19 protein-coding genes and 1 tRNA gene are annotated in these 23150 nt (G+C 65.8%); 4 read left to right on the plus strand and 16 right to left on the minus strand.

The features are described from left to right. Positions 1-16: 16 nt before the first annotated feature. The 3 genes from prmC to rpmE all read right to left on the minus strand — a co-directional run bounded on the left by prmC (position 17) and on the right by rpmE (position 2304). The gene (gene prmC / locus AC51GR_RS17420) at positions 17-865 is read right to left on the minus strand and encodes a peptide chain release factor N(5)-glutamine methyltransferase (protein ID WP_496325913.1); all 849 of its coding nucleotides are present in this window, start codon (positions 863-865) and stop codon (positions 17-19) included. Beyond that, positions 862-1938 carry a peptide chain release factor 1 gene (gene prfA, locus AC51GR_RS17425; protein WP_496325914.1) on the minus strand — a complete coding sequence of 359 codons (1077 nt, stop codon included), beginning with the start codon at positions 1936-1938 and terminating at the stop codon, positions 862-864. The genes prmC and prfA overlap by 4 nt, the downstream gene beginning before the upstream one ends. A gap of 129 nt (positions 1939-2067) precedes the next feature. Further along, positions 2068-2304, minus strand: coding sequence for a 50S ribosomal protein L31 (gene rpmE, locus AC51GR_RS17430; RefSeq protein ID WP_482138683.1), 237 nt, complete (start codon positions 2302-2304; stop codon positions 2068-2070). Between the two features lie 203 nt (positions 2305-2507). Between rpmE and AC51GR_RS17435 the strand changes: the two genes are divergently transcribed. Together AC51GR_RS17435 and AC51GR_RS17440 are read left to right on the plus strand one after the other, a co-directional pair. After that, a complete protein-coding gene (locus tag AC51GR_RS17435; protein WP_496325915.1) occupies positions 2508-3236 on the plus strand; it encodes a thioredoxin-like domain-containing protein in 729 nt (242 codons plus the stop codon). Positions 3237-3327: 91 nt separating this feature from the next. Continuing rightward, entirely contained in the window at positions 3328-4038 is a 711-nt protein-coding gene (locus tag AC51GR_RS17440; protein ID WP_496325916.1) for a thioredoxin-like domain-containing protein, read from the plus strand. A gap of 63 nt (positions 4039-4101) precedes the next feature. Here the strand turns inward: AC51GR_RS17440 and rho are convergent, their stop codons facing one another. From rho to argS, 6 genes are all read right to left on the minus strand, one after another. Then, on the minus strand, positions 4102-6267 hold the full coding sequence (rho, locus tag AC51GR_RS17445; RefSeq protein ID WP_496325917.1) for a transcription termination factor Rho: 2166 nt from the start codon (positions 6265-6267) through the stop codon (positions 4102-4104). Between the two features lie 308 nt (positions 6268-6575). Beyond that, complete coding sequence (gene thrB, locus AC51GR_RS17450; protein WP_496325918.1) at positions 6576-7535, minus strand: homoserine kinase; 960 nt, start codon at positions 7533-7535, stop codon at positions 6576-6578. Between the two features lie 54 nt (positions 7536-7589). Then, positions 7590-8669, minus strand: coding sequence for a threonine synthase (thrC, locus tag AC51GR_RS17455; protein WP_496325919.1), 1080 nt, complete (start codon positions 8667-8669; stop codon positions 7590-7592). After that, the gene (locus tag AC51GR_RS17460) at positions 8662-9972 is read right to left on the minus strand and encodes a homoserine dehydrogenase (RefSeq protein ID WP_496325920.1); all 1311 of its coding nucleotides are present in this window, start codon (positions 9970-9972) and stop codon (positions 8662-8664) included. The genes thrC and AC51GR_RS17460 overlap by 8 nt, the downstream gene beginning before the upstream one ends. Next, entirely contained in the window at positions 9969-11393 is a 1425-nt protein-coding gene (gene lysA, locus AC51GR_RS17465; protein ID WP_496325921.1) for a diaminopimelate decarboxylase, read from the minus strand. The genes AC51GR_RS17460 and lysA overlap by 4 nt, the downstream gene beginning before the upstream one ends. Beyond that, a complete protein-coding gene (argS, locus tag AC51GR_RS17470) occupies positions 11390-13042 on the minus strand; it encodes an arginine--tRNA ligase (RefSeq protein WP_496325922.1) in 1653 nt (550 codons plus the stop codon). Before argS ends, lysA begins: the two co-directional genes overlap by 4 nt. 193 nt (positions 13043-13235) lie before the next feature. Here argS and AC51GR_RS17475 point away from each other — a divergent pair, with 193 nt between their 5' ends. Together AC51GR_RS17475 and AC51GR_RS17480 are read left to right on the plus strand one after the other, a co-directional pair. Further along, complete coding sequence (locus AC51GR_RS17475) at positions 13236-14099, plus strand: thioredoxin-like domain-containing protein (protein WP_496325923.1); 864 nt, start codon at positions 13236-13238, stop codon at positions 14097-14099. Next, complete coding sequence (locus AC51GR_RS17480; protein WP_496325924.1) at positions 14099-14872, plus strand: DUF305 domain-containing protein; 774 nt, start codon at positions 14099-14101, stop codon at positions 14870-14872. The genes AC51GR_RS17475 and AC51GR_RS17480 overlap by 1 nt, the downstream gene beginning before the upstream one ends. A gap of 85 nt (positions 14873-14957) precedes the next feature. Here AC51GR_RS17480 and AC51GR_RS17485 read toward each other — a convergent pair whose 3' ends face one another. From AC51GR_RS17485 to AC51GR_RS17515, 7 genes are all read right to left on the minus strand, one after another. After that, positions 14958-15368 (minus strand): DUF5313 family protein, encoded by a 411-nt coding sequence (locus AC51GR_RS17485; protein ID WP_496325925.1) that lies wholly within the window; start codon positions 15366-15368, stop codon positions 14958-14960. A gap of 28 nt (positions 15369-15396) precedes the next feature. Then, on the minus strand, positions 15397-15879 hold the full coding sequence (locus tag AC51GR_RS17490; RefSeq protein WP_496325926.1) for a MarR family winged helix-turn-helix transcriptional regulator: 483 nt from the start codon (positions 15877-15879) through the stop codon (positions 15397-15399). A 246-nt stretch (positions 15880-16125) separates the two neighbouring features. Continuing rightward, positions 16126-16198: transfer RNA gene (locus AC51GR_RS17495), tRNA-Arg, on the minus strand. Positions 16199-16264: 66 nt separating this feature from the next. Beyond that, on the minus strand, positions 16265-18880 hold the full coding sequence (locus AC51GR_RS17500) for an ATP-binding protein (protein WP_496325927.1): 2616 nt from the start codon (positions 18878-18880) through the stop codon (positions 16265-16267). Continuing rightward, on the minus strand, positions 18877-20088 hold the full coding sequence (locus AC51GR_RS17505) for a metallophosphoesterase family protein (protein WP_496325928.1): 1212 nt from the start codon (positions 20086-20088) through the stop codon (positions 18877-18879). The genes AC51GR_RS17500 and AC51GR_RS17505 overlap by 4 nt, the downstream gene beginning before the upstream one ends. 97 nt (positions 20089-20185) lie before the next feature. Beyond that, a complete protein-coding gene (locus AC51GR_RS17510; protein ID WP_496325929.1) occupies positions 20186-21784 on the minus strand; it encodes a hypothetical protein in 1599 nt (532 codons plus the stop codon). Continuing rightward, the gene (locus AC51GR_RS17515) at positions 21781-23091 is read right to left on the minus strand and encodes a DUF7937 domain-containing protein (protein ID WP_496325930.1); all 1311 of its coding nucleotides are present in this window, start codon (positions 23089-23091) and stop codon (positions 21781-21783) included. The genes AC51GR_RS17510 and AC51GR_RS17515 overlap by 4 nt, the downstream gene beginning before the upstream one ends. Positions 23092-23150 lie beyond the last annotated feature (59 nt).

Consider the following 23150-nt stretch of genomic DNA (forward strand, 5'->3'; position numbering starts at 1 on the left):
CGTTGACGGTCTCCGATCAGCGACGCATGGCGGTGACGAATCGCGCACGGCCGACGAGATCGGGTTTCTGGGTGATCGCGTCGAAGTGCCCGCTGTCCCCGAGCGCCGCCATCACCAGGTCACCGGTGCTGTCGTCGTGCTCGATCCCCACGGCGCAACCCGGTCGCAGAATCCGCGCGACAACCGAGATCATCGGTGTGATCACCGACATGCCGTCGGCTCCACCGAACAACGCCAACGCGGGATCGTGGTCGGCCACCTCGGCCGGCAGGTCTGCACCCTCCGGGATGTACGGCGGGTTCGAGACCACCAGGTCGGCAACGATCCCCGGCAAGATGTCCGGGTCGGCGGCATCACCCTGGTGGACCGTGACCCGTTCGCGAACCTCCACGGGCATCCGGGACAGGTTGTGGGACAGCCATTCATGGGCGTTGTCGTCGATCTCGACCGCATGGACCCGCGCACCGGGATGGGTCGCCGCCACGGCCAGTGCGAGCGCGCCGCTGCCGCTGCACAGATCAACGACCACGGGGCGGGCGATGTCCTCGATCTGGGTCACCGCCCACGCGTAGAGCAGTTCGGTTTCCATCCGCGGGATGAAGACCCCCGGGCCGACCTCGATCTCGATCGGCCCGAACGCGACGTGACCGATGATGTGCTGCAGCGGTTCACGTTGCGCACGCCGATCGACGAGTTCGCGATAGCGGGTGGCCTCGGCATCGGACAGGTCGTCGACGGCGATCAGTTCTCCGACCGAGCGGTCCAGCACAAACGCCAACAGCAAACCGGCGTCGACCTGCGCGCTCGGTACACCGGCCGCGGTCAGCTGTGCGACGGCCGCCCGGCGAAGAGCCCTGGCGTTCACTCCGCCTCGAGGCGGGCCTGACGATCCGCGGCGGCCAGCGCGTCGAGAAGCCCGTCCATGTCACCGGCGAGCACAGCGTCGAGGTTCTGCGCTTTGTAGCCGATCCGGTGGTCGGTGACCCGGTTTTCGGGATAGTTGTAGGTGCGGATGCGCTCCGAGCGGTCGACGGTGCGGATCTGGGCGGCCCGCCCCTGCGAGGCCTCGGCGTTGGCGGCCTCTTCGGCAGCGGCCTGCAACCGGGCCGCGAGGACCTGCATGGCCCTGGCCTTGTTCTGGAGCTGTGAACGTTCGTTCTGGCAGGTCACGACGATCCCGGTCGGCAGGTGCGTGAGCCGGACCGCGGAGTCGGTGGTGTTGACGCCCTGCCCGCCCTTGCCGGAGCTGCGGTAGACGTCGACCCGCAGATCGGACTCATCGATCTGGACCCGCTCGACCTCATCGGGTTCGGGGTAGATCAGGACACCGGCGGCCGAGGTGTGGATGCGACCCTGCGATTCGGTGACCGGGACGCGCTGAACCCGATGCACGCCGCCTTCGAACTTCAACCGGGACCAGACACCGTCCGGACCGTCACCCTTCGACTTGATCGAGATGGTGGCCTCCTTGTACCCGCCCAGGTCGGACTCGGTGACACCGAGGATCTGGGCCTTCCAGCCCTGGCGCTCACAGTATTTGAGGTACATCCGCGCGAGATCGGAGGCGAACAGCGCCGACTCCTCGCCACCGGCGCCGGACTTGACCTCCAGCACCACGTCGTCGCCGTCGTGCGGGTCGCGTGGGGAGAGCAGGTCGGTCAGCGTTTGATCGAGGGCTGCGACGGTCTGCTCGAGTTCGGGGATCTCGGCGGCGAAAGCGCTGTCGTCGGCCGCGAGTTCGCGCGCTGCTTCCAGATCGTCCTGTGCGGCCTGGAGCTTTGTGTAGGTCGCCATGATCGGCGCGAGTTCGGCGAACCGCTTGCCCACCCGCCGCGCGGCCGTCGGATCGTCGTGTAACGACGGGTCGGACATCTGGCTCTGCAAGCCGGCGTGCTCGGCAAGGATGTCGTCGATCGCGGACGGATCGGAAATGCTCATGACCTGATTCCTTGACGGTGTGGCTACGACACCCGAATGGAGAGCGGGTGACCGGAAGTGGGCTGTTGAAGAAAAAAGAAACCGGCGCCTGACCTGCCGCAGGGCAGAGTCAGACGCCGGTTGTACAAGCTAGTTGTCTGCTGCGTCTTTCTTTGCAGCGGCCCGCTTGCCGTAGCGCTTCTCGAAGCGCGCAACACGGCCACCGGTATCGAGGATCTTCTGCTTGCCCGTGTAGAACGGGTGGCACTGCGAGCAGACCTCGACGTTGATCCGACCCGACACCTGGGTGGAGTGGGTCTGGAAAGTGTTCCCGCAGCCGCAGACCACAGTGGTCTCGACGTACTCGGGGTGAATTCCCTGCTTCATTTCTGGGGTCCCTTTCATGGTCGCCGGGTCACCTACGCGGATCGCAGGTGTGAACCGGAACCGGACTCGACCGCTCAGTATGCCAGAACAGCCTCCCGACCTGCGAATCGCTGGTACCAGTTGAAGGTCTGTCCGCTCTGGCGGCACGATAACCTCAACAACAACGACGCGCCCGGGTTCATTCCGGCCGGACAGGTATCACGGTGACACACGCGAGACGATTCGCAGCAACTGCATTTGCACTGGCCATCGGGTTGACGGCCTGCAGTTCCACACAATCGGACAGTGCCGAGGGAAGTTCGGAGGGCGCATCACCGTCGGCCTCGGACAGTCTCTCGCTCCTGGACTTCGTGCCGAGCGGACTCAATCCCGATCCCACCGATCAGATCGACGGCGTGCTGAAGGTCTACTACCCGCCGCCGGCCCATGTCGAGCGTGAGGAAAAGGTGCGATACACACATGCACCACCTTTCGGTGGAACCCACGACTGGGCCTGGGCCGGATGTACCGGCGTGGTCTACCCGATGGCGATCCGCAGTGAAACCGCCGTCCACTCGCTCGAACACGGCGCCGTCTGGATCACGTACAACCCCGATGTGGACGCTGAGACCGTCGACAGGCTGGCCGAGCGCGTCGCGGGGGTGGAATACACGCTCATGTCGCCGTATCCGGGTCTGGATCAGCCGATCTCCGTGCAGTCCTGGGGACATCAGCTCAAGGTCGAGAGCGCGGATGACCCCCGGATCGACCAGTTCATCACCGCGACCAAGCAGAACGCGCAGTCGAACGTATACCCGGAGGATCCGACCGCGGCCGCACATCCGACCCCGGGAACCAGCTGTACCGCGGTACCGGATGCCTTTGATCCCGCCGATCCCCCACCGTTCGAACCCGGACCGGGCACGATTCCCGAAACCAAACCCCAGACCTGACGGTTCTGACCCCGTCGGCGGGTTCTGACAGGATGGTGGCCCGGTGGCCCGGCATCGACGCCGATCACAAATCGATCAGACAGGTGTGAACGTGAAACCAGCGGTACAGCTCGCCGCGACCGGATTGCTACTGGTCATCGGCCTGAGCGCATGCAGTTCGTCGCAGAACGGCGAACCCCTGGCAGCAACCACCGGTGGCGAATCGGCAGGCAGTTCGACCCGGGATTTCGAACCGACCGGTTCCAATCCTGATCCGACCGATCAGATCGACGGTGTCCTCAAGGTCTACTACCCCGCCGCCGAGCACGTGACCGACAGCCAAAAGGTGAAGTACACGTACACCCCACCACTGGGCGGGCGCCACGACTCGGTGTGGGCAACCTGCACCGGTGTGGTCTATCCCGTTGCCATCCGCACCGAGAATGCCGTCCACTCCCTCGAGCACGGCGCCGTCTGGGTCACCTACAACCCCGACGACCTCGACGCCGACGACATCGCCGAACTCGAGCAGCGCGTCGATGGCCTGAATTATCTGCTGATGTCCCCGTATCCCGGTCTCGACCAGCCGATATCGCTGCAGTCCTGGGGTCACCAGCTCAAGGTCAGCGATGTCGACGACGAGCGGATCGACCAGTTCATCACCGCCACCCGGCAGAACACGCAGCCCGGTGTGTACGACGAAAGCCCCTCGGCGACCGGCTATCCCGAACCCGGTGCCACGTGCGCGACGGTACCGGGACGATTCGACCCCGCCGATCCCCCACCGTTCGATCCGGGACCGGGCACCGTCCCCGAGAGCTGAAACAAAAAACCCACCTCTTCCGGACCGGAAGAGGTGGGTTTGTCGTCAGGTCTGGGGACGGGTTCAGTCGTCCTTCATGTTCCCCGCTGCGGTCTTCTGCACCTGCATGAGGAACTCCATGTTGTTCTTGGTCTTCTTCAACTGGCTGACCAGCAGGTCGATGGCCTGTTGCGAATCCAATCCGGAGAGCACCCGGCGCAGCTTGTGCACGATGGAGAACTCCTCGGGCGAGAGCAGCAACTCGTCCTTACGGGTACTGGACAGGTTGACGTCGACGGCCGGGAACACCCGACGCTCCGAGATCTTGCGATCGAGTTTGAGCTCAGCGTTGCCGGTGCCCTTGAACTCCTCGAAGATCACGGTGTCACCGGTGGAACCGGTCTCGACCAGTGCCGAGGCGATGATCGTCAGGGAACCACCGTTCTCGATGTTGCGGGCCGCACCCAGGAAACGCTTCGGCGGGTACAGCGCCGTGGAATCGACACCACCGGAGAGGATTCGACCCGACGCCGGGGAGGCGTTGTTATACGCGCGTCCCAGTCGGGTGATCGAATCCAGCAGGACGACAACATCTTTACCGTCTTCGACAAGACGCTTGGCCCGCTCGATCGCGAGCTCGGCGACCGAGGTGTGATCTGACGGCGGCCGGTCGAAGGTGGAGGCGATGACCTCACCCTTGACCGAACGCTGCATGTCGGTGACCTCTTCAGGCCGCTCGTCGACGAGGACCACCATCAGGTAGCACTCGGGGTTGTTGATCGAGATCGCGTTGGCGATGTTCTGCAGGATCGTGGTCTTACCCGCCTTGGGAGGCGAGACGATCAGCGCACGCTGGCCCTTGCCGATGGGCATGACCAGGTCGATGACGCGGGTAGAGATCCGATCGCTGGTGGTCTCCAGACGCAGTCGCTGGTTCGGGTACAGCGGGGTCAGCTTGTTGAATTCCGGTCGCCGCTTGGCGGTTTCGACGTCGGCACCGTTCACCGAGTCGATCCGGACCAGCGGGTTGAACTTCTGCCGCTGATTCGACTGGTCGCCGTCACGGGCGACCTTTACCGCACCGGTGATCGCGTCACCGCGACGCAGTCCGTTCTTGCGGATCAGGTTCATCGACACGTAGACGTCGTTCTGCCCGGCCAGGTATCCGGAGGTCCGCACGAATGCGTAGTTGTCGAGGACGTCGAGAATGCCCGCCACCGGCTGCAACACATCGTCGTCGGAAACCTGCGGCTCGCCGCCGCCACCGGGACCGTCGGTCCGATCGCGTCCACGACGACGCTCGCGGAAGCGGCGTCCGCGCCGTCCGCGGCCGTCACCGTCTCCGTCGTCGTCGGGACCGTTGTCGCGATTGTTGTTGCGCGGACCGCTGTTCTGGTTGCCGGCGTTCCGGTTGTCGCGATCGGCGGTCCGGGTGTCGCCACCGCGGTTGTCGCCACCACGGTTGTTTTCGCCACGGTTGTTTTCGCCGCGGTTGTCGCCACCACGGTTGTTTTCGCCGCGGTTGTCGCGGTCTGCGTTGCGCGTATCGCCGCCCCGGTTGTCCCGGTTCTGCCCGCTGTCGCGGTTCTGTCCGCCGGACTGGTTGTCACGGGACTGGTTGTCGCGGGACTGGTTGTCGCGCCCGCCCTGGTTGTCGCGAGCACCGCTCTGACCGTCCCGGTTCGTGGCCGTACGATCTTGACCGTCGCGTCCACGACGACGTTGACGGCGGCCATCGGAACCATCGCCGGACTCGTTGTCCTCAACCGATTCGGCGCTGACCTGCGCCGGAGCGTCGGAACCGCTGTCCTTCGACGCCGATTCCGCGCTGTCGGTCGAGGCGCCACGGCGCCGCTCACGGCGAGCCGTCTCCACCGGGGCCGCCTCGGCATCGACCTTGGTGGCCGGAGCCTTCTTGGTCTCCTGCACGGCCTCGGCCGGTGCGGCGGACTCGGTCTTGGCCGACGTCTTCTCGGCGGGCGCCTTGGCGGCCGCTGCCCTGGTCTTCGCAGGCACAGCAGCAGCAGCGGTGGAGCCACTCTGGCGCTCCTTGATGGCCGCGATCAGGTCGCTCTTGCGCATACCTGACGTGCCTTTGATGCCGAGCTCGCCGGCGAGGCCGCGCAACTCGGTGAGAACCATCCCCGACAGGCCGGTGCCACGACGACGTTCGGCCTTCGGAGCATCGACTCCGCCGAGGTCAAGTGTGTTTTCCGCACCCTGTGCAGTGATGAGGTCCGTATCCGTCAACGGATATCCTTTCCTTCCCCCGCCGGTAGATTCGCGGGGGCAGTGTTTCTCGCACCCGCAGACCAGGTGAGAGGTGCCGCTATTTGGAGCGGTCTTTTAGGCTTTTGTGTCGTATGCCGCGCTTCGATTTCACGGAAGGACGCCCGCGGGCTCTGACCGTAGAATTTCACATTTCTTGTGAGAAGCACGCGTGGTGAAACTTTCGCGGCTGGACGGGTACATGCTAACCACGATCAACAGTATGAGCAACACCCATCGATGACGGCGTGTTCCCTGACAGCAGATGAGCCAGCTGACCCGGCCGCTTCTCAGTGTACGACTACTCCCGGCGCGATCTCTACCTCGTCGATCACAAATCCCAGTTCAGCCGCCTTCTCGGACGATCCGGCGGGCATGGGCGACGTGGTAAGCGCCAGCACGGTCGGGCCGGCGCCGGAGACCGTGGCGGGAACACTCCGCTCTCGTAGCCAACGAACCATCTCCGCGGTGGCAGGCATCACCGGGGCGCGGTAGTCCTGGTGCAGCCGGTCCTCCGTGGCGGCGAGCAGCAGGTCCGGGTCGGTGGTCAGCGCCACCACGGTCAGTGCGGCACGACTGACATTGAAGACTGCGTCCACCCGCGCGACCGCGTCGGGCAGGAGCCCGCGCGTGACGGCCGTGGACGACTCGACCTGCGGAATCATCACAAACGCCCGGATGGACGGATGGACATCGAGCTTTCGGGCGAAGTAGCGCACCGCACGCGGCGCGTCGGTCTCCAGCGCCGCAGCGGCCTCACCGCACTCGCCCTCCGACCACGACACGACGGCCGCGCCGAGAACACTGGCCGAGGCGTTGTCCGGGTGTCCTTCGAACTCCGAGGCCAGCTGCACGAGTGCATCGGTCGACAACGGGGTGCCGACCCCCGCCGCACGCACCAGTCCGGCCGCTGCGGCCAGTCCCCCGACAACTGCCGATGCCGATGAACCCAGCCCACGCGAGTGCGGAATGCTGTTGCGGCACTCGACATCCAGACCCGGCGCCGTGACACCGGCCGCCTCGAGACCACGGTTGATCGCACGAACGACCAGGTGGCGTTCGTCCAGGGGCACCCCCTGGGCACCTTCGCCGCTCACGCTGATCCGCAGGCCGGGGCCGGAGACGGTCACCGAGACGTCGTCGTAGATACCCAGCGCGATACCCAGCGAATCGAAGCCGGGGCCGAGATTGGCACTCGATGCAGGCACGCGAGCGCTCGCCTGCAGCCCCACAGGCAGAACAGGGTTCATTTCGCGCCCGTCAACTCGCGAGCACGTTCGGTGCGGCGGGCGGCCGGCTGATCATCAGTTCAGCCCGAGTGCGGCAGCGACCGCCACCGGGTCGACCGGGATCGCCTCGACGGGCGGAATGCCCGCCAACGCGGTATCAGGGTCCTTCAGACCGTTGCCGGTGACGGTGCAGACCACCAATTCACCTGCGGAGATCCAGCCGTCGGCGCGTGCGGCCAGCAGACCGGCCACGCTCGCGGCCGACGCCGGCTCCACGAAGACACCCTCACGGCCGGCGATCAGCCGGTATGCCTCGAGGAGCTTTTCGTCGGTGGCGGCGAGGAACTGGCCGCCGGACTCGTCCTTGGCCGCCACGGCCTGGTTCCAGCTGGCCGGAGAGCCGATGCGGATTGCGGTGGCGATGGTTTCGGGATCCTTCACCGGGGCACCGGTCACCAGCGGCGCAGCACCGGCAGCCTGGACACCGAGCATCCGCGGCGTCGAACCGACAACACCATCGCGGTGGTATTCGGTGTAGCCCTTCCAGTACGCGGTGATGTTCCCGGCGTTGCCGACCGGCAGTGCGTGCACATCCGGGGCCCGGCCGAGCACATCCATGATCTCGAACGCCGCGGTCTTCTGACCCTCGATCCGCGCGGGGTTGACCGAGTTGACCAACTCGATCTGCGAGAACTCTGCGGTCGCCTTACGGGCGAGCTCGAGACAGTCGTCGAAATTGCCTTGCACCTGAATGATTTTCGCGCCGTGCATGACCGCCTGGGCGAGTTTGCCCATCGCGATCTTGCCCTCGGGGATCAGCACCGCACAGGTGATCCCGGCCCGGGTCGCGTACGCCGCGGCCGAAGCCGAGGTGTTGCCCGTCGACGCGCACAGGACTGCGGTCTTGCCGTTGTTGACGGCGTTGCTGACGGCCATCGTCATTCCGCGGTCCTTGAAGGAACCGGTCGGGTTGAGGCCCTCGACCTTGAGATACACCTCGCAGCCGGTGATCTCGGACAGATGCGGGGCACTGATCAGCGGGGTGCCGCCTTCGAGGAGGGTGACAACCTTCCAGTCGTCACCGACCGGGAGCCGATCCCGGTAGGCCTCGATCAGACCCGGCCATGCACGGTGCACAGCAGCTGACTCACTCATTGGTACCCTCCAGTCGCAAAACACTCGAAACACTCAACACCGCATCCAGCTTCTCCAGCGCCGCAACGGTTTCCGACAACGCCGCGTCCGGGGCACGATGGGTCACCACAACCAGGCGGGCATCCGCGCCGGCACCTTCCTGGCGCACCGTGGAGATGCTGATGTTGCGCGAGGAGAACTCTCCGGCAACCGTTGCCAGAACGCCGGGCTTGTCGGCAACCCGCATCGACACGTAGTAGCGGGTACGCACATCACCCATCGGGGCGATCGGCAAAGACGCGTAGGTCGATTCCAGTGGGCCGCGCCCACCGTGAACTTTGTTCCGTGCGGCCATGACCAGATCTCCCAATACTGCCGATGCGGTCGGGGCACCGCCTGCGCCCTGGCCGTAGAACATCAACCGGCCGGCGTTCTCCGCCTCGACGACCACTGCGTTGAAGGCGCCGTTCACCGCGGCGAGTGGATGCTCCAACGGAACCAGCGCGGGGTAGACACGCGCCGAAATCCGTTGCGTTCCATCTTCATCGACGATCCGTTCACAGATCGAGAGCAATTTCACCGTGCAGTCGAGAGCGTGCGCCGAAGCGAGGTCGTCCGCGGTGATGCTCGAGATGCCCTCGCGATAGACGTTCAGCGCGGTCACCCGCGAATGGAACGCGATCGAGGCAAGGATCGCCGCCTTCGCCGCAGCGTCGTAACCTTCGACGTCGGCCGTCGGATCGGCTTCGGCATATCCGAGTCGGCCCGCCTCGGCGAGGGTCTCGTTGTAGTCGCTGCCGTCGGCATCCATCGACGAGAGGATGAAGTTGGTGGTGCCGTTGACGATTCCGGCCACCTTCGTCACCGTGTCACCGGCGAGCGACTGCATCAGCGGACGGATCACCGGGATCGCGCCGGCCACGGCCGCCTCGAAGTAGAGGTCGACCTTTGCCGCCGCCGCGGCCGTCGCGAGCTCGCCGGTGTAGTCGGCCAGCAGCGCCTTGTTCGCGGTCACCACGGACTTGCCGCTCTGCAATGCCTCCCGGATGAGCATGCGGGGCGGGTCGATACCGCCCATCAGCTCCACCACGATGTCGACGTCGTCGCGTGCGACCAGTTCTTCGGGCTTGTCGGTGAGCAGCGCCGGGTCGATACCGCGAGACCTGGCCAGGTCGCGGACCGCCACACCACGAATTTCCAGCGGTGCACCGACGCGGGCCGTCAGATCTGCGGCGTTCTCGGTGAGGATGCGCACCACCTCGGTACCGACGTTGCCCATTCCCAGTACCGCAACACCAATGGCGCGCGTGCCGTTCTCCGTCATTCGTTCACCTCCAAGCTCAACAAATCTTCAATGGTCTCGCGCCGCAGCATCACCCGCGATGCACCGCCCTGCACTGCGACCACGGCCGGCCGGGTCACCATGTTGTAGCGGCTCGACATCGTGTAGCAGTACGCACCGGTCGCACCCACCATGAGAACATCTCCGGGTCCGACGTCGCCGGGCAGCCAACAGTCCTTGACGATGATGTCACCGCTCTCGCAGTGCTTTCCGACCACGCGGCTGACCACGGCGTCGGCGGTCGAGATCCGGGAGGCAAGGCGCACATCGTATTCCGCCTGGTACAGCGCGGCCCGGATGTTGTCGCTCATCCCGCCGTCGACGGACACGTAGCGGCGATGGGCCCCACCCGGTGAGATCTGGACGTCTTTGACGGTGCCGACCGTGTACAGCGTGACACCGGCCGGTCCGGCGATCGCGCGACCCGGCTCGACCACGATGGTCGGCGTCGGCAGCCCCATGGCCGCCGATTCGGTTTCGACGATGCCCGCGAGCTTGTCGGCAACTTCTTCGACAGGCGGCGGATCGTCGGACGGCAGGTACGAGATACCCAGTCCACCACCGAGATCCAGGATCGAGAGCTGGGCGGCCTTCTCGACCCCGAATTCGGCGACGACATCGCGCACCAGTGACAGCACCCGGCGAGCGGCCAGTTCGAATCCGTCGACATCGAAGATCTGCGATCCGATGTGGCTGTGCAGTCCGACCAGACGCAGGTGTTCGGTCGCGAAGACGCGGCGAACCGCGTCGATGGCCATGCCACCGGCCAGGGAGAAGCCGAACTTCTGGTCCTCGTGCGCGGTGGAGATGAACTCGTGGGTATGGGCCTCGACACCGACCGTGAGCCGGATGAGGACGTCCTGGACCACGCCGAGGCGGCCGGCGATCTCATCGAGGCGCTCGATCTCGATCATCGAGTCCAGCACCACGTGCTCCACACCGGAGGAGGCGGCCAACTCGAGTTCCGTAACCGACTTGTTGTTGCCGTGCAGCGCAATCCGGTCAGCCGGGAATCCCGCGCGCAGGGCAACGGTCAGCTCCCCCGCCGAGCAGACGTCCAGCGAGAGCCCCTCGGAATTGACCCACCGCGCGATCTCCGACGACAAAAACGCCTTGGACGCGTAGTGCACGTGCTGCGGGGCACCGAACGCCTTGGCCATCGCGGCGCAACGGGCCCGGAAGTCGTCCTCGTCGATGACGAACAGTGGCGTTCCATACGTCTGCGCCAGTTCGGTCACCGGGATGCCGCCGATCCGGGCGACGTCGTTGCTGTCGCGATCAGTCCCCTGGGGGTAGACGTTGGCCGGCAACTGCGCCAGATCGGCCGGGCTGTTGGGACGTTCGGCAAGCCGGGGTTCGGCGAGGAGCTCCGCGTGAAGCGGGCCTACCGGGTTGGCGCTCACATTCTCTCCGGTGCGCTGACGCCGACCATCGCCAGACCGTTGGCGATGACCTGCTCGGTGGCGCCGCACAGCGCCAACCGGGCGGCGTGGATGTCGGCCGGTTCCTCGTCGCCCTGGGGCAGCACGCGGCACCGATCGTAGAACTTGTGGTAGGTACTGGCCAGCGCCTCGAGGTAGCGGCAGATGCGGTGCGGTTCACGCAGTTGCGCAGCCGTGTCGACCACTGCCGGGAAGTCGCCGAGGGTTCGGATCAGATCGCCTTCGGCCGGATCGACCAGCAACTCGAGATGATCAGTGGCGGCGACCAGACCCAACGCCGCCGCGTTGCGGGCGATGGCGCAGAGCCGGGCGTGTGCGTATTGCACGTAGTAGACCGGGTTCTCGTTCGACTGGCTGACGAGCAGGTCCAGGTCGATGTCGATGTTGACGTCCACCGAGGACCGGATCAGCGAATAGCGGGCGGCGTCGACACCGACCGCCTCGACCAGATCGTCGAGGGTGATCACGGTTCCGGCGCGTTTGCTCATCCGGACCGGCTGCCCGTCCTTGACCAGGTTGACCATCTGGCCGATCAGGACCTCCAAGCGGTCCGGATCGTCACCGAGCGCGGCTGCAGCGGCCTTCAGTCGCACCACGTAGCCGTGGTGATCGGCGCCCAGCATGTAGATGCAGAGGTCGAAGCCACGATCGCGCTTGTCCTTGAAGTAGGCGATGTCGCCGGCGATGTACGCGGCTTCACCGTCACTCTTGATGACCACCCGGTCCTTGTCGTCACCGAAGGCGGTGGAACGGAGCCACCACGCACCGTCGTTCTCGTACAGGTTGCCGTTGGCCTTGAGCTCGGCGATCGCCTTGTCGACCTGGCCGGACTCGAACATCTTGTTCTCATGGGTGTAGACGTCGAAGTCGGTGCCGAACTCATGAAGATTCTTCTTGATCTGCCCGAACATCAGGTCCACGCCGCGCGAGCGGAACGTCTCGAGACGTTCGGCGTCCGGGCGATCGAGCACATCGGGTACCTCGGCGACGATCTGTGCCGCGATGTCGTTGATGTACGCACCCGAGTAGCCGTCTTCGGGGGTCGGTTCACCCAGTGCTGCGGCCTGCAGCGATCGCGCGAAACGATCGATCTGGGCGCCGTGGTCATTGAAGTAGTACTCGCGGGTCACCGCGGCACCGGCGGCCGACAGAACCCGGCCGAGTGCGTCACCGACCGCGGCCCAGCGGGTGCCACCGAGATGGATGGGGCCGGTGGGGTTGGCCGAGACGAACTCGAGGTTCACCTTCAGGCCGTCGTAGTGCTCGCTGGTGCCGTAGGCGTCACCGGCCGTCAGGACGTCGGCGACGACCGCGTTCTGCGCATCGGCGGCCAGGCGGATGTTGACGAAGCCGGGTCCGGCGATGTCGGCGGTGGCGATACCGTCGCGGGAGATGAGCTCGGTCGCGAGCCATCCGGCCAGCTCACGGGGATTGGCTCCGACCTTCTTGCCGAGTTGGAGCGCGATGTTGGTGGCGTAATCGCCATGCTCAGGATTTCGTGGGCGTTCCACGACAACAGACTCCGGCAACGCGGACACGTCGAGTCCGTGGTCGGTGAGCACTGTGGAGGTGGCGGCATGCAGGAGTACCGCGAGGTCGGCGGGGGTCACGATGCACCATCCTATTGGCCGACCGACGTCCAACGACAATCGCATTGGCTTGACACCGGTCACTGCCGGAGCGGTCGGTGGGTTCTTGTCAACACTCGGCCCGGTGAAGACGCCCACGTAGACTCTCATATCGCCGGTGACCAAGTCGGCAGTGCGACGTCCGCTCTCCATAGAATTGCACCGAAAGAGATCCATGGCTGACGCCAAGAACAAAGGCAACATCCCGAAGAGGCCCGCGGGCTCCGGGAAGAAGAAAAAGGCTGGTCAGATACCGGTGGTCAAGGCCGGCGGTGGCCGTCAGGTCCCGTGGGGCACCGTCGGTGGAGTACTGGTGGTCCTGCTCATCGTCGCCGGACTCGCCATCTATCTGATCCCCAAGTACGAGGACAAGCAGGAGGTCGCGCAGTACACGCCGTCCTCCTCGAATCCGGATCCTTCGGACAAGATCGAAGGCGTCACCAAGATCTACTACCCGGCCGGTCAGCACGTCGAACCGACCCAGCGGGTCGCCTACGACCAGTCGCCGCCGTTCGGCGGGCCGCATGACGCCGTGTGGGCGACGTGTACCGGCATCGTCTACCCCAACGAGTTGCGGACCGAGAACGCGGTCCACTCGCTCGAGCACGGTGCGGTCTGGATCGCCTACAACCCCGAGACCATCGCCCCCGGCGACCTCGACATCCTGAAGTCGAAGGTCGAGGGTGAGTCCTACATGCTGCTCTCGCCGTACCCGACGCTGGACCGGCCGATCTCGCTGCAGTCCTGGGGCCACCAGCTCAAGCTGGACTCCGCCGGCGACCCGCGCGTCAACCAGTTCATCGAGGCGCTGCGCCAGAACAGCAACACCGGGGTCTACCCCGACTACCCGGACGCGACCGCGTATCCCGAGGTCGGCGCGCAGTGTGCGGCGATCCCCGGATCCTTCGATCCGAGCAACCCGCCGCCCGCCGATGTCGGTCCGCTTCCGGCCGACGCGATCCAGATGGACGGCGCCGGCACCACGCAGGCCACCGATGAAGGCGGCATGGTTCCGACCGCGCCGAACCCGGCAGGCTGATGACGGCACCGGACGAGGGCCCCCGCGACGACACCGATCGGAACGCCACCGATCGGGATACGCCGCGCGGTCATCGGAGTCAGCAGACCGCGGTGCTCGTCCTCGGTGCCGTCGCAGTACTGCTCGTCGGAGTGGTGGTGGGGCTGTTGCTCCGCACCACGTTCGACGGCGATGATGGCGACGGCAACCGGCCCGCGGGGGATTCCGCCGCGGTCGGTTTCGCGCAGGACATGAGTGCGCATCACCAGCAGGGCGTCGAGATGGCCACGCTGGAGGTGTACGGCGGCAGTGATCCGCAGGTCCGCAGCCTGGCCTACGACATCCTGACGACGCAGGTCAATCAGATCGGTCAGATGCAGTCGTGGCTGACCCGCTGGGATTACCCCCTCGACAATTCCGACGATCGCATGGCCTGGATGACCGATGGCGGGGCCGGCCACGGACACGGCGGGTCCACCGAGGAGGGTTCCACGGAGTCCGGCATGGACATGGCGATGTCCGGTGCGTTGATGCCGGGGATGGCCACCACCGAGGAGATGAACAAGCTGCGATCCCTACAGGGCAGCGAGCTCGACATCTACTTCCTGCAACTGATGTTGCGCCACCATCAGGGCGGTATCGGGATGATGGAGTACGCGGTGGATCCCGACCATGTCAGCGAGGACTACGTCCGCGAACTGGCCCAGCAGATGATCAACGTCCAGAGTGCCGAGTCGGAGACGATGACAAAGATGCTCGAGAGTCGGGGCGCGGCACCACTTCCGATGAACTGACCGCGACAAGCGTCCGATCAGCCCCGCACGACAAAGCCCCTGTCCGAAGCCGGACAGGGGCTTTGTGTTGCTCGCGGGGGGCGCCTCAGCGCAGATTGCGCCGCTGCTGCACCGGGACGCTGCGGCCGTGGATCTTCTCGTAGGCAGCCCGGTTGGCGTCATGCTTGCGGACCCGTTCGGGGCTCTCGAGGTCAGAGGGCAGACCGTGGAGTTCGAGCCGGTGCTCCCGGTTCATCTGCATGTAGGCACTGCAGTAGAACAACGCCAGGATGAGTCCCAGCAGGATCATCGCCAGTCGCAGATAGATCGGTCCCGGGAAGAGCAGGAACAGCGCAAAGACGGGCAGGAACGGGATCATTCCGCGTAGGAGGTGCCGTGGAACCCGCCAGCGACCCGTCAGGTCGTGCCGGACCCAATCCTGCAACTCGTCGGGCAGCTTGCGCCCCCAGCTGTAAGCGATCCACTGCCACGGGTTCGGCCGTCTGCGCTGCGTCATCTTGTTGCTCCTGAAATGCATTGGAACCCTAAGGTTCCAGGGTGATCGTGCCGGTGGCGATGGCCGCTTCCGCCGCCTGGTTTACAGTGCCCAGGACCCGGTGCAGCTCTTCGAGGACGTCCAGGTCGACACCGAGCGTCCGGACGACTGCGAACGGGATCTTCTCCGCTTGGGTCCGGAGTTCGCGGCCGGTCTCGGTGAGTTCGACAACCAGTTGCCGTTCGTCGGTGACGCTGCGGGTGCGGGTGATCAATCCGGCTGTCTCCAACCGCTTGAGCAGTGGCGAGAGGGTCGGCGAATCGAGCCGCAGGGCTTCGGCGATCTCACGTACCGACATCGGCGCCCGCTCCCAGAGCGCCAGCATCACCAGGTATTGCGGGTGGGTCAGTCCCAGTGGTTCGAGCAGCGGCCGGTAGACACCCAGGACCGTCCGGTTGGCCACGGCCAGTGCAAAGCAGACCTGACGTTCGAGGGCCAACGGGTCGCCCTCGATCAGCAGTTCGTCAGACATCACACCTCTTTGCTCGTGCCGACATAGTTATTGCACTAACTATATGCGCACGAAGGATCTGCTGCACAAGTCCCGAACGATGGCCTGACGGACCATCTGCGACTTTAGGTGAACCACAACAGCATTGAAGACGTCTCGACGGTGAACCGCGGAGTCCGCGTGCTCAGCGAGTTCGGCGAACGGGATCTCGGCCGGGAATCGACGTGACGCGGAAAGAAAAAACGGTCACGCCAGAAAGAAGAAAAGTGCCCCCGGCAGGATTCGAACCTGCGGCCTTCCGCTCCGGAGGCGGACGCTCTATCCCCTGAGCTACGGGGGCTCATCGGGCGAGGATCAGCGTAGCGCATCAGACTCGGCCAACCCAAAACGCCAGGACGAGTTGGTCTCAGACGGCCACCAGCTGCGCTCCCCCGACACCGGAATAGCGGGCCGGGGTACAGGTCAGGACGATCACCTGGGTCTGCCGGCCGGCATGCCCGAGAACGGTGGCCATGCCCGCCAATCGGCCCGGGTCGGTGTACCCGAGTGCGTCATCGATGATCACCGGCACACCGTCGACCGGGTCGACCAGCACTGCGCAGGCCAGCCGACTGATGATGCCGAGTTGTTCCTTGGCTCCCCCGGACAACGACTCGTGGTCGACTGTCACGCCGTCGAGGGTTCGGGTGGTGATGCGCAGCTCCTCGTCCACACCGATCTGCAATGTCGGGCCGAACACGACTTTCCCGAGACGCAGGATCTGATCGGAAAAGGGTGCGACGTATCGCCGCCGGGTGTTGTCCCGGTGACGTTCCAGTGTCTTCATCAACAGCGCAACAGCATCCGCCCGCGTCTGGACCCTAGAATATTCCGCTTGCGCACTCTCCAATTCGGTTGCGGCCCGGTGTAGTTGATCGAGCTTGCCGTCGTCACGCCGAATGTCGATGCGCGCTCGGAGCTCGTTGATCTCATCGCTGAGCGACTTGAGTTTGGGTTGTCCCTGCTCGACCACCGCAGCCTGGTTCGCGTACCGCATCTCCAGGGTCTCCAGATCGGCGTCGGCGATCTGCGCGTCGATCTGGACCAGCGCCCGCTCGGCCTCGGCCAGCTGGCCGAGTAGGTAGCCGCGGCGGCGCGCCAGGTCGGCGTCGTCGGCAGACTCGGTCAACTCGGCGCGTTGCGCCTGCAGTTCGTCACGTTGCCTGCGAAGTTCTGCGGCGTTGTCCCCCAGCCTGCGCATCTCGGCATCGAGACCGCTTCGGCGGCTGCGTAACCCGGTCGCAGTCTCGGACAGTCGGGCCACGGCGGCGGCCGCCAGATTCGATGCCTGCTCGACCTCTGCCACATCGAGGGCGTCCTCGGACCGGGCATCGGTCCCACCCAGACGCTCACCGAGTTCGGAACATTCGGCACGCAGGGCAACCTCGTCGTGATCACCGAGGATCCCGGCGAGCTGCGCCTGCTGAGCCTCGAGCGCGCTCTGTGCCCGCTCACGCCGACGCACAAGCGCTCGAAGCTCCGCGACGTCCTCGACACCACGCTCGGACAAAAAGCCGGCCAGCGCCCGCTGCGCCTGAGTCACGCGGTGCGCGAGCGTCGCCGACTCGGCGCCGGGCGAGACCACCACCCGAACCACACCCGCCACTTCGACGACGGTCTCACCGGTGACGGCGAACTCGGCATCGCCGGCGGCCGGTCCGTCGGCATCCGACTTCCTCGTGACATCGACGACCCCGTCGCCCAGTCGGGTGATCGACATCGTCGCGGCTGCGGCCTCGGCCTGCGCGCGAGCAACCACCACGTCGTTCAAAAGCGCCTCCGCAACCGGTATCTCCTTGCTGCCGTAGGCAACCGACGCCACCTCGCGGCGGCAACGCGCCAATTCGGCATGTACCCGGTCGACACGTTCGAGAACGCCGACGAGTTCGCGGTGGCGGGCCCGCGCGCTGTCGAGGCGCGCGCTCGCACGTGCCGCCGCCACCTGCTCGGTTGCCTCCACGTCGTTGCGGCGGGCGGCCTCGAGACGCTGATCGACCGCCTCGACCTCGCGGACACAGTCGTCGAGTCTTTCGCGCAGTTCTTCGAGCGCCCGATCAGAGCCCTCGATACCGCTGTCGCGGTCGGCGATCTGCCGGTCGATCTCGGCGCGGGCCGCCACGTCGCGGTCGAGCAACGCGAGTTCTTGGCCGATCAACCGCACCGCCTGCCGCGCATCGTGGTGGCGGCCCTGCAGACCGGCGGCCTGCTCCCGTTCCGAACTCAAAGCCGCCAACTCGACCGTGGCCAATTCCACGGCGTTGGCAACCTCCCGGCGCGAGTCGGTCAGCGAATCCAGTCTGGACGAATCGCCTGCAATCTCGGCCATGACCGCGACCATTTCGGCATGACGGGCCTTTGCGGCATCCAAATCGGCGGCTGCCGCGGCCAATTCGCGGGACGGCCGACCCTGCGACGCGGTGAAATATCGTTCGTATTCGGTCCGGACCCGATCCATCAGGACCGCATTACCCTCGGCACCCTCGACGTCACATTGGACTGCACCGCCGGCGGCGTCGAGAGCCCGCGACAACGCCGAACTCCCACCGAGATCACCGACGCACGGGTCGGCAGACTGCATCAGGCGCAGCGCCTTGAACAATCCCATGTCGACCGCACCGTCAAGGATTTCGGAGACCCGGTCATGAGCGGTGCGCCCGCTGAGTTGTTCCGGCGCCGGTTCGTGGATCACCAGTTCGGTGCGAGCCGCCCGGTTGAACTGTTTGGTATACGTGAATCGGTAAGGGCCACAGCTGATATCGGCCTCCACCAGGCTGCCGGCATCAACACCGGCCGGCGCCACCGCCCGCACCCGGGTGCTCTTGCTGTCGGAACGGGTCTCCAGCAGCAGGTCCAGCGCCTCGATCATCGACGACTTGCCGGCCTCGTTGGCGCCCTCGACAACCGTCACGCCCACAGGAGCAAAATGGATCTCTCGCTCGACGATCCCCCGAAAATTGCTGAGCCGCAGCCGATGCAGCTTCACCGGCGATCCCCTGCCAACCGGAACAGAAGGGCCAGTGCCTCCTGTGCAGTGGCCGCCTCCGAATCGGGGCCGACGGCGACGCTCGACAACTCGGCCACCGCATCGCCGATGAAACCGCTCAGGGCCAGCTGGTCGAAATCATCCGGTCCGGGCCGGATCACCAGATCGTGTTTCAAGGCCCAGAACGTCTGGGCGGCAAACCGGTCCGCGAACTGATCGAGCATCTCGTCGAGCTCTGCCCGCTGCGTGATGGTCACCGCACCACACAGCGCGAGCTGGACCACGGTGCGCGTCTTGTTGTCGATGGCGTCCAGCCGGTGGCGCAGCTCGACGATGTCGTCGGCGCCGTTCACGTCGTGCTCGATGGTCCGGAATGACCACTGGCCCACCGCATGCGGCGTCACGGTCACCGATTGCGGGCCGGCGTCGGGATCCTGCCCGGGCAGACCGGCGCCGCGGGTGAGCGTCACCACCAGCGCCTGCCCCGGATCGGACTCCTTGTGGTCGTAGTTGGTGACCTCTTGGGCACCGGAGTACCAGATGCGCCCGGTTCGACCGACTTCGGTGGCCGAGTGCCGATCCCCCAGTGCCACGTAATCGACCAGTCCCTCGTCGATCGCCCGTTCCAGATCGCCGACACCGATCAGCGTGGGATCGTCGGAATCGGGTGCGAGGTAGTCGACGCGACCGTGGCCGGCGACGATTCGGATGTCCTCACCGGGCGACAGACCGTCAATTTGCCTGGCCAGCAGATCCGACAAGGGCACCTTGGTGGTCCACGGCGCCGCGATGATCCGGATGCCCGGCCGCACCTGCACCGGACCGGGGGTGCCCAGAACGTGCACGTTCGTCGGCAGGTGTTCGGTGAACACCCGGGAGCTGTAGATACTCGATGCGTCCATCGGGTCGTGGTTGCCCGGCAGCAGATACACCGGAACCGGCACCTGCGACAGTTCGTCGAGGCTTTGGCGGATCACCCGGGAGGAGACCTGCCGGTCCTCGAACACATCGCCGCACACCAGGACGAACTCGGCATGATGCTGCGATGCCAACTGACCGATCCGGCCGATCGCCTCTTGACGGGCAGCTGTGTACCGCGCCTGCGCATCGCCTTTGAGGAAATGCCGGGTCATGCCCAACTGCCAGTCGGCAGTGTGGATGAACGTCACCTCGGTGGCGGGCTCGAACAGTGGAAGCGCGACACTCACAGGTGACTCCTCTCTCGGGGTTTCGTCGGCAACTGCGACGATCCTACGAGGGCGCTACGACAGAGCGTTGGACCTGCCGCGGTGGGTCACCGACCGATCAGCCCCGCTCGCTGTCCACCGTCACCATTCCGGCGACCGCCACCACGATGACGCGGGTGCCTGCGGTCACCTCGTATCCGTACTCTGAGCCGCCGTCGTCGTAGAGACTCTCCCGGCCCTGTATCCCACCGTCGGCGTCGACCACCACGATCTCGCAGAAACCCGGCACCGCCTGCGCCGAACAGGAGAATTCCACCAGGTCGCCCGCGGGCGCGGGTTCGATAACCGCGATCCCGGCCCTGATCGCGTCGCTGACCGGTTCCACCTCGACGACGACCTCGTCGTCGGGCCCGAGGTCGGCGACCGGCTCCCGATCGACGATCCCGGAGAAATCCATCCGGGTGAGCGCTGCGAGCAGATCGCCGTCGAGTCCGGCAATCTGCTCCTGGATGATCCCGATCCAGTCGAAGCCGGTCGCGACCGGGCTGATCTTCCAGCCACCGTCGGCCGGCACCGCCACCAGGTGACCCAGTGCCGAATAGAGCCCGGCGGCGAAGCCACCACCCCCGGAGACGCAGACCTCCTCGCTGTCCGCGGCCGAATCGGTGCTCAGACAGTCCCCGTCGAACACGATGTCCGCAACGGCGTCCCCGTCACGGGCCGTCGCGCGGATCCGGTCGACCCTCACGCGCGCCTGCCCGTCCTCACCGGGGCTCACGCTGTACGCGATGTCCTCGATCTGCACCGCGATCTCGTCAGCGAACCCCAAGTCGGCGTCCGGACCGAGTTCGCCGTTGATACCCGCGGCGTAGGCCTTGAGCAGGCGGGATTCCACACCACCCATCGCGTCGGCGACATGGTTGATGTCGGACGTCTCGATGGTCCTGATCAATCCGTCGACAAACCCGTCGGCTGCGGCCCGCGGTGAGTCGTAGGTGATCTGCGATTGGCCGGGATCGACTGTTTCCCACCCTGATTCCTCTGCGATGTACTGGGCTGCGGTGAATGCCGGACTGACATACCAACTCCCGTCCCGTCGCACCGACATCAGGAACGGGGACTGTTCGTCGCCCCGGAGCAGCATTGTGTCCCTGCCGGAATCCCGGTCGGTGCCGGTGGTCAGCGAATAGCCGACGGATGGACCGTCGATCGAGATGGTGACCTCGATGGCGCCGCGTTCGCCGGTGTCGAGGGCAGGGATCTGGTCGGCGACCGATTGCACCGTCCCGGCGTCGATCGTCACCACGATCTCGGCGCGATCGATCGAGACCTTCGCGAGGTCGCCGCCAAGGGCCTGCGACGACACCGACAGATCTGACACATCGATCTCGACGCCGTCGAGTTGGTCGGCCACCGTGTCCGACGACAGACCGGCCTTGCGTTGAACGTCCACCGAATCCTCGAGCAATCCGGCCAGCTGATAGGTCTCGTCCGGTGGCAGCAGCACACCGAGCCTCGTCCAGTCCTTGTCTTCCAGGGCATCGAGGAACTCCTCGACCGATTCGGTCGCGGAGGTGGCGCCATCAACCCCGGACACCAGTATCCGGTTGATCAGGAAGCCGCACACCGCCAGCGCAGACACCACCACGACCACGAGCAGCGCCTTGAACAGTCCGGTACGGGGCTGCACCGACACAACGCGGTCGTCGGGGTTCATCGCGGGCCCTGCGGTGGCGAAGCTGCCGTTTTCCTTCCGGTCGCACCGCTGTCGTGGCGGTGCCACGGACCGAACCCATCCGACGTGTCCGGCGTGTCCGCCGGTCCGAACATCGCCGGCGCGAGGGCTTCTCGCCAGATGATGAACACCGGTACGACAACCGCGTTGAGCCACAACGCCATCGGCGCGGGCTGATTCCAGTCGACCCGAAGGCTCATCAGGAGCAGGACGGCGAGCCCGCAGGCGAACAGGATCACCGTCAGCAGCAGCAGGGTCTTGCGCTGGTCGGCATGGCTGCCCGACAACCGATCTCGGGTGAGCACTGCCCCGGCCAGGGCGATCGTGAAGAACAACAGCGCGCCGAGTGTCGCGGCCGACGCGGAATAGAGCGTGAGCCGAACCACCGACAACGCAACCCACAATGCGGAGACCGCGGCCACCAGACCCAGTGGCGGCCCGTAGTACTGCGCCTGGGTCCACGACGGACGGGTGGGCAACGCCGGCGACAGTGCGGCGGCCCCGATCCCACCGAGCAGGCCCAGACCCAGGTGGGACAACTGCACGGTGTCCACCGACAGGTACGGCATGGCGGGCAACGAGACCATGATCGCCCATCCGGCAACCGCCCAGGCCGGCAGCGAAAGTGCCAATCCGGCACCCGGTCTGCCGACCGCCGCGGCCCAGATCAGCCGGCCGATGATGACCAGCCAGACCAGGGCGGCAAGTGCATCGACCAATGGGTTGAGCACCCCGACCCGGAGCCCGGCGACCGCATCGATGCCGTCGAAGAAGCGAAAGACCGAGGTCGACGCGCCGGCAACGGACGACACGGTGAACAGCACTCCGAGACTGATCAACACCAACCGCGCCTGCAGACCCTCCCGCGAAGAGGCGCCGGGAGCCAGGTCGAACAGATCCGACCGGCGCGGTTGGGCCGCCAACACCGCCCCGGCCAGACCGATCCACACCGCCGGACCCAAACCGGTACTGCCGTAGGACACTTCGAGCCATCGGCTCAGGACGTCCCAGAACAAATACACCGTCACCAGAACCAGGTACGGCACCCCGGCGACCAGTTTCGCCGTCCGCAACCGCGCCGGGGACCAGGTCGGCCCGAACAGCCCCCGCCGACTTGCCGCAGGCAACAGCAGTGACAACAACGAGATCCCGGTGATGAGCGCCGCGTCCACCCGAAGCAACGCAACCGAGTCGGCGTTCCAGTCCAGACCCAACGACACCAGCAGCGCAACCGCCGCGACGACGTCACGCATTCGATCGGCCCAGGTGGGAACCGCCTCTGGCAACATCTGCGTTCCTCCCCCACAACCCCCCGAAGCAAGGGTCATATCGTACGACAGTCGTCAAC

The organism is Williamsia sp. z71 (assembly GCF_059553375.1).

Excerpts from the sequence above, each read along its gene's own strand:
- prfA (WP_496325914.1), bottom strand. The coding sequence starts at position 1,938 with ATGAGCATTTCCGATCCGTCCGCGATCGACGACATCCTTGCCGAGCAC.
- rpmE (WP_482138683.1), bottom strand. The coding sequence starts at position 2,304 with ATGAAGCAGGGAATTCACCCCGAGTACGTCGAGACCACTGTGGTCTGC.
- thrB (WP_496325918.1), bottom strand. The coding sequence starts at position 7,535 with ATGAACCCTGTTCTGCCTGTGGGGCTGCAGGCGAGCGCTCGCGTGCCT.
- thrC (WP_496325919.1), bottom strand. The coding sequence starts at position 8,669 with ATGAGTGAGTCAGCTGCTGTGCACCGTGCATGGCCGGGTCTGATCGAG.
- AC51GR_RS17460 (WP_496325920.1), bottom strand. The coding sequence starts at position 9,972 with ATGACGGAGAACGGCACGCGCGCCATTGGTGTTGCGGTACTGGGAATG.
- AC51GR_RS17475 (WP_496325923.1), top strand. The coding sequence starts at position 13,236 with ATGGCTGACGCCAAGAACAAAGGCAACATCCCGAAGAGGCCCGCGGGC.
- AC51GR_RS17480 (WP_496325924.1), top strand. The coding sequence starts at position 14,099 with ATGACGGCACCGGACGAGGGCCCCCGCGACGACACCGATCGGAACGCC.
- AC51GR_RS17485 (WP_496325925.1), bottom strand. The coding sequence starts at position 15,368 with ATGACGCAGCGCAGACGGCCGAACCCGTGGCAGTGGATCGCTTACAGC.
- AC51GR_RS17490 (WP_496325926.1), bottom strand. The coding sequence starts at position 15,879 with ATGTCTGACGAACTGCTGATCGAGGGCGACCCGTTGGCCCTCGAACGT.
- AC51GR_RS17510 (WP_496325929.1), bottom strand. The coding sequence starts at position 21,784 with ATGAACCCCGACGACCGCGTTGTGTCGGTGCAGCCCCGTACCGGACTG.
- AC51GR_RS17515 (WP_496325930.1), bottom strand. The coding sequence starts at position 23,091 with ATGTTGCCAGAGGCGGTTCCCACCTGGGCCGATCGAATGCGTGACGTC.